At 44.7% G+C, this 14,932-nt stretch carries 9 protein-coding genes and 2 pseudogenes; 6 read left to right on the forward strand and 5 right to left on the reverse strand.

Going from position 1 to position 14,932, the window contains the following annotated elements; translation table 11 throughout:
* Nucleotides 1-52: 52 nt before the first annotated feature.
* From QUA47_RS07170 to QUA47_RS07180, 3 genes are all read right to left on the reverse strand, one after another.
* A complete protein-coding gene (locus QUA47_RS07170) occupies nt 53-2,080 on the reverse strand; it encodes an adenylate/guanylate cyclase domain-containing protein (protein WP_333430222.1) in 2,028 nt (675 codons plus the stop codon).
* On the reverse strand, nt 2,046-6,746 hold the full coding sequence (locus QUA47_RS07175; RefSeq protein ID WP_333430223.1) for a PAS domain S-box protein: 4,701 nt from the start codon (nt 6,744-6,746) through the stop codon (nt 2,046-2,048). The genes QUA47_RS07170 and QUA47_RS07175 overlap by 35 nt, the downstream gene beginning before the upstream one ends.
* Nucleotides 6,747-7,564: 818 nt before the next feature.
* Nucleotides 7,565-8,074 carry a hypothetical protein gene (locus QUA47_RS07180; RefSeq protein WP_333430224.1) on the reverse strand — a complete coding sequence of 170 codons (510 nt, stop codon included), beginning with the start codon at nt 8,072-8,074 and terminating at the stop codon, nt 7,565-7,567.
* A gap of 77 nt (nt 8,075-8,151) precedes the next feature.
* Here QUA47_RS07180 and QUA47_RS07185 point away from each other — a divergent pair, with 77 nt between their 5' ends.
* From QUA47_RS07185 to QUA47_RS07210, 6 genes are all read left to right on the forward strand, one after another.
* Nucleotides 8,152-9,069, forward strand: a complete 918-nt coding sequence (locus QUA47_RS07185; protein WP_333430225.1) for a histone deacetylase — start codon at nt 8,152-8,154, stop codon at nt 9,067-9,069.
* A 142-nt stretch (nt 9,070-9,211) separates the two neighbouring features.
* A complete protein-coding gene (locus QUA47_RS07190; protein WP_333430230.1) occupies nt 9,212-10,222 on the forward strand; it encodes a glycosyltransferase family 2 protein in 1,011 nt (336 codons plus the stop codon).
* 195 nt (nt 10,223-10,417) lie between these two features.
* Entirely contained in the window at nt 10,418-10,996 is a 579-nt protein-coding gene (locus tag QUA47_RS07195; protein ID WP_333430226.1) for a serine acetyltransferase, read from the forward strand.
* 43 nt (nt 10,997-11,039) lie between these two features.
* A complete protein-coding gene (locus tag QUA47_RS07200) occupies nt 11,040-12,227 on the forward strand; it encodes a glycosyltransferase (protein WP_333430227.1) in 1,188 nt (395 codons plus the stop codon).
* 267 nt (nt 12,228-12,494) lie between these two features.
* On the forward strand, nt 12,495-12,998 hold the full coding sequence (locus tag QUA47_RS07205; RefSeq protein ID WP_333430228.1) for a serine acetyltransferase: 504 nt from the start codon (nt 12,495-12,497) through the stop codon (nt 12,996-12,998).
* Nucleotides 12,999-13,097: 99 nt separating this feature from the next.
* Complete coding sequence (locus QUA47_RS07210; RefSeq protein ID WP_333430229.1) at nt 13,098-14,111, forward strand: glycosyltransferase; 1,014 nt, start codon at nt 13,098-13,100, stop codon at nt 14,109-14,111.
* Nucleotides 14,112-14,449: 338 nt separating this feature from the next.
* Here the strand turns inward: QUA47_RS07210 and QUA47_RS07215 are convergent.
* Both QUA47_RS07215 and QUA47_RS07220 read right to left on the reverse strand, forming a co-directional pair.
* Nucleotides 14,450-14,716: pseudogene (locus QUA47_RS07215) on the reverse strand (transposase); the annotation flags it as partial.
* A gap of 18 nt (nt 14,717-14,734) precedes the next feature.
* Nucleotides 14,735-14,932: pseudogene (locus QUA47_RS07220) on the reverse strand (IS630 family transposase); the annotation flags it as partial.

A 14,932-nucleotide genomic window follows, 5' to 3' on the forward strand; every position in this document is an offset into this window, starting at 1 on the left:
ATGCCCCATGCCCAATTCCCCATGCCCAATTCCCCATGCCCAATTCCCATTTTTAGTTTTTTTCTAGCAACCAATAAGTCATCATATTCCCCTTACCTTTTACCGGAATCACGCCTCGCCTCTCAAACAAATACTTATCTTTCAAAAGGTCATAAGTAACATCAGTAACTTGAATTCTGCCTGCAAAACCCGTAGCTTCCATCCTCGCCGCTACATTCACCGTATCTCCCCACAAATCATAAGTGAACTTGCTCACACCAATTACTCCCGCAACCACCGGCCCGGAATTGATGCCGACGCGAATTGCCAGTTTTTCCCCTGTCTCGGCGCACAACTTTGCTATTTTTGCCTGCATTCCCAGGGCCATTTGGGCGATCGCCTCGGCGTGATCCTGTCTCGGCGTAGGCAATCCCCCGACTACCATGTAAGCATCGCCAATAGTCTTAATTTTTTCCACACCGTACTTTTCAGCTAACTGGTCGAAGTGGGAAAAAATTACATTCAAGCGCTTTACCAACTCGGTGGGAGACATTCTAGCAGACAACTCAGTAAAGCCAACAATATCAGCAAATAAAACACTTACTTGGGCAAAACTGTCGGCGATCGTGCTTTGCTCCGCCTTCAAACGTTCTGCTATTGGTTTTGGCAAAATATTTAACAGCAACTTCTCGCTTTGTTCTTGTTGAACTTTTAGGGCTTCTTGTGCTAATTTGCGCTCGGTAATGTCCGAAACAGTACCCTCATAGTAGATCAGCTCACCTTTTGCATCTCGAACAGCCCGGACATTTTCTGACACCCAAATCCGCCGCCCGTCTTTGCGGCATACCATAGATTCAAACCCCAAAACGGCATTGTCAGCATCCATAGCAGCCACGAATTCGAGGCGGCGTTCCTGGTCAACGTACAGTTGCTGAGCAATATTTTTAATGTCGGACATCAGTTCTTCTGGGGATTCGTAACCGTACAATTTTGCCAAAGCTGGATTAGCGCTGAGATAGCCTCCTGAAGGCGTGCTTTGAAAAATGCCTTCCATCGCATTTTCTACAATACTGTGATATTTTTCTTGAGCAATACGCAGCAATTCTTCTGCTTGTTTGCGCTGAATTAAAGAACCTAATTGAGTGCCGACTGCATTAAAAACGTCTATAAATCGTGCGTCTTTCCCACCCGACGAAATTTTAAAGAAAACTAGCACTGCCAATACTTCATCGCCTACCAAAATCGGCACGCCAAAACCCGCTTTGAATCCGAGTTCTAGTGCTATCTGACTTCGGAAAAAATGCGGGTAGCCCTTGGAAATATCTTCTACCCATTCCGGTTGCTTGGATGCCCAAATTCGTCCCGGCAGCCCTATATTCCGGGCAAATGTCAGTTGTTCGCTTTGCTTGCGGAACGATTCCATGCTGGGGTTGCTGGCATACCAGCCCCGGGCAGATTGCAGCACAGTTCCTTCTGCATCGGGAATCCAAGCTTCTCCTACATCCCATCCGATTGTTTCGCCAACATGGTGCAAAATTACTTCTAAAGCTGAGTGAAAGTCTACAGCTTCGCCGATCGCCCGGGTAGTTTCCAGCAAAAACCGGATTGATTCTTCAGCCCGCTGCCGTTCTGCGATTTCTTCCTGCAATCTAGAATTGCGATCGTGCAGTTCCGTAGCTTGCAGTTGCAGTTTGGATTGCAGCGAACGAAGGGAAAGTTGGTTTTGGACGCGGGCTAAGACTTCTTCTACTTGAAAAGGTTTAGTAATATAATCCACTCCTCCTACTTGAAAAGCTTTAACTTTTTCCAGCACGTCATCTAGCGCACTAATAAAAATTACCGGAATATCTTTAGTTTTTTCGCTTAACTTTAACTGCTCACAAACTTCATACCCGTTCATTTGCGGCATATTAATATCTAGTAAAATTAGATCCGGAGGAGATATTTGTGCCCCTTGCAAAGCCAAGTGTCCGTTAATAGCCTTCCTGACATGATACCCGTAAGATGTCAGCATAGTGGATAAAAGTCGCAAATTATCCGGCATATCGTCAACGATCAGAATGTCTTTAGGAGTCACTGGTAATGGATGGTCGTTCATCATAATATAATTGAGTTAAATCGATAATGATATCTATCCGAAAATTATCGACTAAATCTGTTAAAGCGTTAGCGAGATTTGCCTCTGTTTCGGGAATTTCCTCGATCAGTTCGAGGATGCGCTGGTCATCTACACAAAGTGCTGCTCGGTGCAACTCGACCACCCAGTCTGTGGGCATTACACTCAAATCTTCGGTGGTCAAACTTTTAAGCAGCGTCGGTGTTGAAAAAGAAGTAGATAAGTTTTCTTTCTCATAAATATAACGCAGGTTGAGGTGATGCGCTATCTTTTCAAAGAGTACCTCTTCCCGAAACGGTTTACAGATCAAATCGTTACAACCAGCCGACAAAATTATTTGCCGCTGCTCGTCAAAAGCACTGGCAGTCAGGGCAATAATTATTGTTTCTCTACCTTCTAGAGTTTTTTTGATCTGTCTTGTCGCTTCATACCCATCCATCACGGGCATCAGCATATCCATTAATATCAAGTGCGGCTTCCAAGTTGAATGCAAAGCAATTGCTTCTTGACCGTTTGTTGCTTCCCGGACTTCAAATCCCAGGGGTACCAGCAGCTTAAGCAGCAGTTGGCGATTTTCCGCTACATCTTCAACTATTAATATCCGATAAGTTTCTTGTCCGGCTTCTAAAGCAATAACTTGTTTAATCGGTGATTTTTCTTGTTCATCACTTTCTGTTACTAAGTTAACCCAGATATTAAAGCTGAAAGTTGTGCCTTGACCGAGTTGACTTTCAACAGCAATATCACCTCCCATAATCCGGACAAACTGTTGGCTGATCGGCAACCCCAGACCAGTTCCCTGCATGGATTTTCGACCAGTTTCGGTTTGTACAAAGGGCTTAAATAATGTGGAAAGTTCCAAGGGAGAAATGCCGGGGCCCGTATCGGCAATTTCAAAAGACAATAGGGATTTGTTTTCTTCGGTGGCGTCTTTTTCAGCTTGGCTGCTGACGCGCAAAGTAACGGTTCCCTGTTGAGTAAATTTAATCGCATTGCCGAGGAGGTTAATTAAAACTTGCCGCAATTTAGCTTCGTCTGTTTGAATGTACTGCGGCAAATCCTCGGCATTTTCAAAAATTAGGTGCAAACCTTTTGAGTTTGCTTTTAGTTGCAGCATTTCTTTGAGACTGTTGAGAAGGTTGTATAGATTAAAGCGGCTGGGATTGATAGTAATTTGACCGGATTCTATTTTGGACATTGACAAAACATCATTGATGAGTTCCAGCAAATGTTCGCCGCTGCGGTTAATAATTTCTATGTATTCTTTTTGTTCTTCCGTGATAGAACTGTTGCGGGCCATTACTTGGGAAAAACCGAGAATGGCGTTGAGAGGTGTGCGGAGTTCGTGGCTCATGGAAGCTAGAAATTGGCTTTTGGCGCGGTTGGCAACTTCGGCGTTTTCTTTGGATTTAATCAGTTCCATTGACTGCCTTTGAGTACGGGCGAGCAATTCCGCTTGCTGTAATGCTACTCCTAGCTGAGTGCTTACATCAACTACAACGTTGATTTCAGCTTTGCTCCACTGGCGGGGAGCTGAATTTTGATAGGATGCTAGTAATCCCCAGAGCGTTTTTCCGCAGAAAATTGGCACAATAATGTAGGATTTAGCTTGAAATTTTTCTAGCAAATGGATGTAACAAATATCGAATCCTTGCTTGTAAATGTCTGGGACACAAAGGTAAGTTGTACCTCGGCTGAAAACTCCGCCTTGGGTTTCTTGCAAATAGGTATCGCCTACTTCTTGTGAGGGGCTATCTAATTCTTTGACAACGCAACGTTCGCTGTCTAAAGCGCCTTCAGTAAAGTGAGAATCGAGTTCCTGTTGTTGGATGAAAGAAACCCACTTGTGGTCACGGGATTCGGCTACAAATTCGCCGCTCCAGTCTGGATTGAAACGGTAAATGGCGACTCGATCGCACTTCATGGTTTGGCGCAATTCTCGGGTTGTGGCGTAAAAAATTTCTCGGATATCTAAAGTCTGCCGCATTCTTTCAATGATGCGGGCGATCGCTCTTTGTCGTAAAGCACTTTCTTGCAGTTCGGTTTCTGCCTGCTTGCGTTCGGTAATATCTACAGCCATTAGAGCAATGCCGATCGCTGTACCGTTATCGTCAATTAGCTGAGTATTGTACCACTCGCAGATGATAATTCTGCCGTCTTTAGTCCGATTTTCGGTAGTGCCGCTGGATTTGGCATTCAAGTCATGATTGAAAATCTCAGATAATTGCGGGTGGTAGCTTTCAGGTACGATAAAATCGGAGGCGACTCGACCAATCGCTTCTTGCTCACTGTAGCCAAAAATAGCAACGGCTGCGGGATTCCAAGTAATAATTTCTAAATTGAGGTTTAACTCGATAATGGCGATCGGCGTTTGCTGCAATAAAAACGAGATTCTTCGCTGCGATGCTAGCAGTTTCTCTTCGGCTAATTTGCGGTCTGTGATGTCATTAGCAGTGCTGAGAATTTGTTTGGGTCTACCATCGGCTGTTCTGAGAAATACTGTATCCCAAGTGTGCATCCATCGCCATTCACCGTTTTTGTGTTTCATTCGGTATTGAGATTCAATGATATCGCCGTCTTTGGCTTCATCTACTTTTTGGACGCTTTCAAAAAACTTTGGCCAATCGTCGGAGTGGATCAGAATTGGCATCATTGCTGTACCCATATCTTGTATTTCTTGGGCGGTGTATCCGAGTATCGTCGAAATTTGTCGGTTGGTATAAACATTCCGCTGTTCAATTACATCGTAAACGTACAATAGGTTGGGATTGGAATCGGCGATCGCTTGAATGAAGTGCTGGCTCTCTCTGAGTGCGGATTCTGTTTGTTTGCGAACGCTAATATCTCTGGCTACGATAATTACTGAATCAGGAGTAAGTGGAGAAACTTTAGCGTCTAGGCAAACTTCGCGCTCTCCGATTTTAAAGCTATATTCAACATTGAGGGTTTGCTTCGTTTTTAGAGCTTGTTTGATGGCATTTAATACTAAATCTGCTATAGGTTGCGGCAAGACTTCATGAGCGGTTTTGTTAATCATTTCACTGGGAGGTTTCACCAAATTTGTTGATGCTGTCGGGGCAATTTTGATGCAGCGCCCTTCTGCATTTCTCACTAAAACTGTGTCAGTCATGGCAGCAAAAATCGCCCGCAATTCTGTTTCAGATTCTTGCAGAGCTTGCTCGGCGCGGACACGGGTGCGAATTTCTGCTTGCAGCACTTTATTTTGCCGATCGAGCTGCTGAATTCGGTTTTTTTCTCGTTCGATCAGTTTAGCTTGAGCGATAGCGAGCCCTACTTGAGCCGCCACAGCTTCTAATAAGTCGATTTCCTCGGAAGTCCATTCCCGGTAACGATCGCACTGGTGCAAACAGATAGCGCCGTTTGCCATGCCTTGGTAGGAAGTGCGAATTGCCAGCATTGATTTTAACCCAACCTTCTGGCAAATCGGTTGAACAGCTTGCAACAGAGGGTCTGAATAAACATTGTTGGAGGCGATCGGCAGATCTTGTATCATCATTTGTATGACGTGAGGATTGCCCCAAATTGGAACAGGTACGTTCCGAATAGATTCGCACTCGGGTTCGAGATACTCTGCCGCCAGAGGAATATCGACTTGGGGGGTAGTAACGTAAGTATGAATCAAACAGCGATTGGCGCAGAATGCCAGACCGATTTGAGTTGCAGCTATTTGAAATATTTGTTCTGGCTGCAAGCTTGAGCGAATTTCTTGAGTTATTTTTGCAATTAACAATTCTCGTTGAACTTGCCGTTCTAAAGCAGCTTTAGCTCCCGCCATTTCTATTTCTGCGTGCTTGCGATCGCTGATATCAAAAACTACGCCATACCAAACAATATCGCGATTATCGCGTATTTCTGGCCGAGAATTAGATTGCAGCCATTTGAGTTTACCCGACGGTGTAATAATCCGCCATTCAAAGGCAAAAGGTTCTAAAGTTTGGGCGCTAGTAGCAATTTTTTTGACCAGATAATCTTGGTCATCTGGATGATTTTGAGAGAAGCAAAATTCGGGATCTCTTAATATTTCTTCACTCTCGAATTCGTAAATCTCCCGACAAGCATAACTAATATATTCAAACTTGAAACTTCCATCGGCCTTCTTTATAAATTGATAAAGAACTCCCGGTATATTGACTGCCAATTTCTGCAACCGTGCTTTGCTTTCCCGGAGTGATTGTTCTGTTCGCTTGCGAAATTCTACCTCTTGTTGCAGTTGGGCATTCTGCTGTTTTAATTGTTTTGATAGCTGTTGTATAGTCAATTGACTTTCGAGCCGCACTAAAATTTCTTCCACTTGAAAAGGCTTAGTAATGTAGTCAACACCGCCGACTTCAAAAGCTTTGACTTTGTAAAAAGTTTCCTCAAAAACGCTCAAGAAAATAACCGGGATTTCTCTAGTTTTTTCGTTAGCTTTCAGTCGGGCGCACACTTCATAGCCGTTCATTTTGGGCATGGCAATATCTAGCAAAATTAAGTCTGGGAGGACGGTTAAATTAGCATTAACCACCATTTCTCCCGAAATTGCCCGCTGAACTTTATACCCTTCTTTCGTCAATATGTCTGATATAAACCGCAGGTTTTGGGGCTGATCGTCAATAATTAAAATTTGAATATTTCCTTTATCTAATATCATTTTTGTCTGATTACTGTGAATTTTTTAGTGCTAGCAGCAGGTTGATAATTTAATATGTTTAGCGATTCCTTTCCGATCGTAATTATTCTTTATTAAACACTTTTTTACCTCAGCAACAAAAAGAGTAATTTTAGATATTAGTTCATTAAATAACGCACATTTTCTACTTTGAACTTATTAGTTGCTGTTGCTAGTCTTAAGTTAGCAACTAAAGTTAACCGTATTTTAATTATATTTAATTGCCCACAAAAATCCCCTTATTTGCTGTCCAAATTAAGTTTGCCGAAAAACAATCATCGCTTAGGCACTCCACACCAAAGCAACCGGGTTTTTTAACTTTGTTCAAGGGCTGCGACAACGTATTTTTGTACAACCAGGTTGAGCCGCCTGGGACAGTTTTTTTTACTTGACTTTAGCATTAAAGATCCCAGGAGGGTAACGCAAGTTTCTTGACATTTTGCTGCCATCTTCAAAAAGTTTTAGCACATATACATACCTGGACGCAGTGCGAGGCGAATAAACCGGGTTTTTACTCTTGCCCCAGGGAGCATCTCAACGAAAGCAACCAAGCTAGAAATTGGAGTTTTGAGCCAGGAGACAGGAGGCAGGAGGAAAGAGGAAGAAGGAAGGAGCCAGAAGAAGTGTTTTTACAAATATGAGATGCTCCCTTGCCCCAGGCTGCAACGAAGTATGGCTGTGAAAAAACTCGGTTTCGACGCACCCGTCCACAAGTCTTAAGATATTTATAGGTGACTAAGAGTATACATCGCTCATCCCGCACCCCAAGCCTACCATATCAACTATTTTCTCCGTCTTTTCTATGCCAGCAATTCCTTAAGTTTAGCAAAATTTTCATGGCTGAAGTAAATTTTAATTTCTAGTTCTTGGTCAGATTCCCACAGCAGCAGCATATTATCTTCGCCCAAGGCGATTTCGGGATTGTTTAATTCAAGTGTTTGATATTTAACTTCGGGAATGCCTACGCGAATTACCAGTTCCGATTCCAACTGAGGATAGATGTACAATTGCTGTTGCAAGTTGTCAAGTTCTAATTTGTCAACAGTGTTGTTACGTTGGACGGCAGAATCGGGTGTGGACCAATAGAGAGTTTGCTCCCGAATTTCGGGATTGACTATCACAAATGTTTCGTCAAAACGCTGGGGGTGCCAGTGAATTTCGCTCAGACCGCCGATTTGCGGAATTAGTCGCTCTACCCAGCTAATTTCTTTGCCGTTGAGGTTGCCCCACCACTCACTGATATTATGGAGGTTGTCACCATTTTCGGGGTGGCTGCTGCCGGACTGCCAGACTGTTTTTAGTTGTTGCATATAGAGGTTCTCCAGCGAATTTAAATTTGAGATTGCAGGCTTTCAATTGGAGATTCATTCGTTATACAATAATTTTAATGGACTTACCAATTATTTACCACGAAGATTACGTTGCACCTCTGCCACCGGATCACCGCTTCCCGATGGCAAAGTTTCGGATGCTTTACCAGATGCTGCTCGCGGAGGGGGTAGCAGATAAATCGCAATTTCACGCTCCCGAACTTCCCCCTCAAGAATGGATTGAATTAGTCCACGACCACTCCTATGTTCAAGCTTACTGCAACGGGACGCTCGATAACAAAGCGACTCGGCGAATTGGTCTGCCTTGGAGTCGCGCCCTTGTTAATCGCACTTGCACTGCGGTTGCAGGAACTGTACTAACTGCCAAGCTCGCTTTAGACTACGGTTTGGCTTGCAATACTGCGGGCGGAACTCATCACGCCTTCCCTGCTTTTGGGTCTGGTTTTTGTATTTTTAATGATTTGGCGATCGCCTCTCGCGTCTTACAAAAAAATGGTTTAGTTCGCAAAGTTTTAATTGTCGATTTAGATGTCCACCAAGGAGACGGAACCGCCGTAATATTCCAAGATGACAGCAGCGTTTTTACTTTCTCAATGCACTGCGAAGTAAATTTTCCCGGCACTAAACAAAAGGGCGATTTAGATGTATCTTTGCCTGTGGGTATGGAGGACGACGAATATTTACAAACCTTGGATAAATTCTTACCTGATGTGCTTTCAAATGTCAAGCCAGATTTAGTTCTGTACGATGCTGGAGTAGACCCTCATCACGGTGACAAACTGGGAAAATTAGCTTTAACTGATACGGGCTTATTTCGCCGGGAAATGCAAGTTTTGATGGCCTGTTTGGCTGGCGGCTATCCCGTTGCCTGCGTGATTGGCGGGGGCTATTCCGATGACGCTAAGGGGTTAGTTTACCGGCATTCGCTGCTGCACCGAGCCGCCAGTCAAGCCTACAGGCAGTATCGACTTTGATCCAGATCGGCGATACTTCCGAAATATGGCCGAAAAAACTGTCTCCCTCACCCAAACAACTAAAAATACTATTAGCGAGCGCTCCTGCTTGCCAGATGGGTACAACTTGAGCTAAAAAGTGGTTAAACAAACAACCGCACCTATGTCCAATGCCCGCGAGTCCAATCACCCGTATCCACTGCTGGTTGTCATTGTTAACTACCGAACCTCTAGTTTGACAATTGACTGCTTGCGCTCTCTAGTTAGCGAAGTGCAATCGCTGCCCGGTATGCGGGTGGCAGTTGCCGACAATGCTTCAGGCGATCGATCAGTCGAAGAAATTGCCAGCGCGATCGCCTCAGAAGGCTGGAGCGAATGGGCATCCTTCGTTCCCCTAGACCGCAACGGCGGATTTGCCTTCGGCAACAACGCCCTGATCCGTCCCGCCCTCCAATCCACCAATCCCCCCCCTTACTTCCTGCTGCTCAACCCAGACACCATTGTTCGCCCCGGTGCCTTAAAAGCCCTCGTCGATTTCATGGACTCCCACCCCGAAGCCGGCATCGCCGGCAGCCGCTTGGAAGACCCCGACGGCACTCCCCAGGAGTCAGCTTTTCGGTTTCACAACCTCTTGACCGAACTCGATTTTGGTTGGCGCACAGGCTTTATATCCAAGTTATTAGCCAACTGGGCCGCAGCGCCTCCCATTTCCCAAGAAACCTGTCAAACTGATTGGGTAGCTGGAGCCAGCATGATCGTCCGTCGCGAAGTATTTGAAAAGATTGGCTTGATGGATGAAGCTTATTTCATGTACTGCGAAGAAATGGACTTTTGCCTGCAAGCGAACAAAGCTGGCTGGAGTTGCTGGTACGTACCCGAAAGTCGCGTTGTCCACTTAGTCGGCCAAAGCTCAGGCGTCACTGACACCAAAAAGCCCGCCAAGAGGCGACCCACCTATTGGTTTGATTCCCGGCGTAGGTACTTTATCAAAAATTACGGCTTGGTTTACACAGCATTAACTGATGTATCCTGGGCTTCGGGTTTTGCAGCCTGGAGGGTGCGCCGCGTACTTCAAGGCAAACCAGATAGCGATCCACCACAATTGCTGAGGGATTTTGTATTAAATAGTGTATTTTTTAAGGGGGGTAAGATTGAAAAATCCAAAAACTTTTAAAGAAAGTTGGTAAATCGGTCAAAGCCAACTAAACCAGGTTAACCTAGGCAAGCAAAATATTTTATGATGCAGCCGAGAAATTAGTATTCTCGATCGATAAAAGCAGATTGCTCCTTCCTCAAAAACCTGAGAAACCAATTAATATCGTCGGCATCTAGCAATAGAGTAAACAAGAAATAGTGTGAATTAGAGCTTATGGTAACTGAGCAAAACTTAATCACGAGTGAAAATCAAGTAGAAGGCCCCGGCCTGGGACTGTGGCAGCAAATTAAAGAAGACTGGATTGCTCATGGTCGAGATTGGACAAAACCGGGATTTCGCGCTGTAGCAGTGCAGCGTTTTGGGGTCTGGAGAATGCAAATAGAACCGAAATTACTTCGAGCGCCTTTGAGCATTATTTATCGCTCACTCTACCGAAAAGTCCGCAATAGTTACGGGATAGACTTGCCTTACACTGTGAAGCTCGGGCGGCGGGTGGTGATTGAACATCAAAACGCTATTATTATTCACGGATATTGTACGATCGGGGACGACTGCATTATCCGCCAAGGTGTAACGTTGGGAAACCGCTATTTGGACAAACCGCTAGAATCCCCTCAATTGGGCGATCGGGTTAACGTCGGTGCCGGCGCGAAAATCCTCGGCAAGGTAAACCTGGGTGACGATGTAAATATCGGTGCCAATGCAGTCGTCTTGTCAGATGTTCCCGCAGGCAAAACAGCAGTGGGCATCCCAGCCAAGATTCTTCAATCTACTAAAAATTCCGACAGTTAATGCTAAAATCAATCAAGTCAGTTGACAACGGAAGGCTAGTAAAATGCGTTTATTAATAGTCCAGTATGCCGGCGATTACCGCGAATCATTTGAACGCTTTGCTGAAGGTAAAGGAGAAACATACTCTGCTCAAAAATATTCGGTTGACGCAGTTGCTGAAATTGGCAAGCTGATGGAGGAAGTTACAGTTATTTGTTGCTTAACAGCCGAACCTTACAATCGAGTTTTAGCAAATGGAGTACGAGCAATCGGTACCGGATTTCAAGGTAAAATTCCGATGAAAAACTTACTTCGCTTGATAGCAGAACAAAAGCCTACTCATTTAGTTTTGCGAACCCCGATAGGAGAAATTTTTCAATGGGCAATCCGACACAAAGTTAAAACAATAGCAACGTTAGCAGACTCTTTTTCAACCGAAGGTTTGCGCAAGAAAATTAAAAATTATTGGCTAGCTAGCCTATTAAATAACAATCAAATAGAATGGATAGGAAATCACGGTATTAATTCATGCCTATCTATTAAAAAAATAGGTGTAAAATCGAGTAAAATAATTCCTTGGGATTGGCCTTCTACTGTTACCCCAGATTTGTTCACACAGAAAACACTGCCAGTTGGTAAAAGCACTTGGGATCTAGTTTACATCGGCAGCATTACAGAATCTAAAGGCGTTGGCGATGTTATAGAAGCCGTAGCCAAGTTAAAAGCCAAGAATTTATCAATGAATTTAAAGATAGCAGGTGGAGGCGAAATCGAAAAGTTTACCAAACAAGCCAAACAATTGCAAGTAGAAGACCGGGTACAGTTCCTGGGACTGTTGGAAAACAATCGTGTAGTACATCTGATGAGAGAAGCTGACCTAGTTGTCATTCCCAGTCGCCATGCATATGCAGAAGGAGTCCCAATGACAATTTATGAAGCTCTGTGTTCTCGAACTCCTATTATTGCCTCAGATCACCCAATGTTTCAGAACAACTTAAAACATCAAGAGAATGCGATGATATTTTCGGCTAGCGACTCTAGAGATTTAGCGGCACAGATTGAAAAATTGCTGTCAGACTCGGCTCTTTATGAAAGTATCTCATTGGTGGCAGCTGATGCCTGGAAAAGGTTACAAATTCCGGTGAAATGGGCATTGATGATTGAACGTTGGATCGACGGTAGCGAAGAAAATCGGCAGTGGTTGTTAGAACACACTCTTTCGTCAGGACTCTACAACTCTAGATCGGCATAAAAGCAACTTACAGTGCCTCAAAATCGAACCACAGCTCGTACAGTTGCGGGTGTCACACTATACAGTGATACATCAGCTTCAATGGAGGCGCGATCGATGGCTTTGGCACAACCAAATTTTAACAAATAAGCCTAGGTAGATTGATTAAAAAGTCAACCTAACTCTGCGGAGATTCAAGCACTCTCCCTACTCAAGTTAGAGATTCCTCTCAAGGTAAACTTCACAAATAAGCACAATAGTCTACATCATTAAAACACTGCACAAACAATGGTTGAGTCAATCATTTCTGCTACAGAAGCAGACTGGATCCGCGAAAAATCTAGCAAGTGGTGGGAACCCAGTCACCAACTGCTCAAATCTATCCGCCACTATCAAAAGTGGCAGAAGCAGGGTGGAATTGCAGGATATATTTTATGCCGTTGGAACGTTATCCAGCATCGATTTTGGAGCGTTGTAACGGCAACAGACATCCCTTTAAACTGCCAACTACAAGGAGGACTACTGCTGCCTCATCCTAATGGCATTGTCATTCATCCCAGTGCTTCCATTGGCCCTAACTGTCTGATTCTTCAACAGGTGACAATTGTTGCTGATGTGAAAATCGGCGGTCACGTCGATATCGGTGCAGGAGCGAAAATTATTCGCTCCGTAACGATCGGCGATCATGCTTTGATTGGTGCTAATGCTGTGGTGATTTGTGACGTGCCACCAGGTGCAACCGCAGTGGGAATTCCCGCAAAAATTATCGAAAAAAAAACCCAGGAAGTCTGAAAAATAATTTCTAGAAGTCGCAGAAAAATTAGGAAATTAGCTGGACTTTTATTAAAATATAAAACGAACTACTCAGTAGTCGAATTCAAGAGGTAAAACTTGAAACAAATTGGATTAGTAGCGATCGGACGAAATGAAGGGCAGCGCCTCCGCCAATGCCTAGTCTCGGCCACCAATAAAGTTGCCCGCGTCGTCTATGTCGATTCCGGCTCAACAGACGGTAGCCTAGAGTTAGCCCGATCGATCGGAGCCGATACAGTAGAACTAGACTTATCTATACCGTTTACCGCAGCACGCGCCAGAAACGAAGGCTTTGCCCGCTTGCTGGAACTAGCGCCAGACATCGAATTTGTCCAATTTGTGGACGGTGACTGCGAAGTAGTTGATGGATGGCTCGATCGGGCCTACAACGAACTCGCCGCCAAATCTGAGGTAGCAGCAGTATGCGGGCGGAGGCGCGAACGATACCCCCAAGCCAGCATCTACAACCAATTGTGCGACATCGAGTGGGATACCCCCGTCGGCGAAACCAAAGCCTGCGGTGGCGATTCCATGATGCGCGCCTCAGCATTTCAACAAGTCGAGGGTTTCAATCCTGCACTAATAGCCGGCGAAGAACCAGAACTGTGCGTGCGGTTGCGCCAAAAAGGTTGGAAAATCCTCCGCTTAGATGCAGAAATGACCCTGCACGACGCGCAAATGACCTGTTTCGCTCAGTGGTGGAAACGCGCTCAAAGAGCGGGTCACGCCTACGCCGAGGGTTCCTGGATGCACGGAAGCGAACCGGAGCGCCATTGGGTCAAAGAAACCCGCAGCACCTGGTTTTGGGGCTTAGTCTTGCCAGCCCTAGCCTTGGCAATGACATGGCCGACAAAAGGCTGGAGCTTTTTACTATTGAGTGGTTACCCCTTAGCAACCTATCGCACCTATAACTATTATATAAAGCATCGGGATCTCACAACTAAAGACGCAGCCATCTACGCTTTTTCATGTGTATTAGCCAAATTTCCCCAGGTACAAGGTCAAATCCAGTTTCACCAGCGCCGATTGCTGGGGCAGCAGAGCAAGCTAATCGAATACAAAACAACCAACTCTATTAATTCAGCCAGCTAGAATTACAGCTAACGTCCCAGAAAGTCCACCCCTGAGTAGCCAACAAATGAGTAATAAAAAATTAAAAGTTTTACTAATTGTAGAGCAGTGCAATCCTGGCTGGGCATCTGTACCTTTGGTCGGATACAATTTTTTTCAAAAAATTAACAACTTAGTTGATGCAACCCTCGTTATATCATGTCCGGTCGATTGACCAGTATTAACATTTTTCCTCCGGCCACCAATAGAAATGAGTCAAACCACTAATTAGCTGTTTGAGATTTAACAGTTTTCGACATCGTTCAAATAAAACAGCTTCTAATTCATCTAAGCTTTTAAAACAGCGGTTGGCTATCGGTTCATTTGTCTGCAGGCCACAGTCTTTCAGCAGGTTGCAGTTCGGGTGAGTGGGAAGGCAGACAATATAAATGTATGCCGTCGGGGATTTTCACGCTTTCACTAAAATGCCATCCGGCTCCATCCACTACTAAAACCATTCTTTTTTTCGAGCCTACTTTCCAATGTCGGGCAAAATCTGCTAAAACTCGCTCTAAAAGCTGGCTATTGACAAACGGTAGTATCCACCAATAGGTTTCTCCGCTACTCGGATGTACGGAACCATATAACCATAACCATTGAAACCGTCAGTTAACCACAGCCGTAGCATTACTAAACTCATCCACCCATTCTCGCCTCAACACAGGTTTCAATCCGAGCCGATGTTCGTCCATTGACCACACTTCTACGTCGCTTTCTGGGTTCTGCTTCTTGATTTTCTTGACGAACCGACCCAGATTTTTTTTTCCATTCCTGCAAGTTCTGCGGAGATCTGATTCCTGATG

The sequence above is a fragment of the Microcoleus sp. MON2_D5 genome, assembly GCF_036701905.1.
Lineage (GTDB): Bacteria > Cyanobacteriota > Cyanobacteriia > Cyanobacteriales > Microcoleaceae > Microcoleus.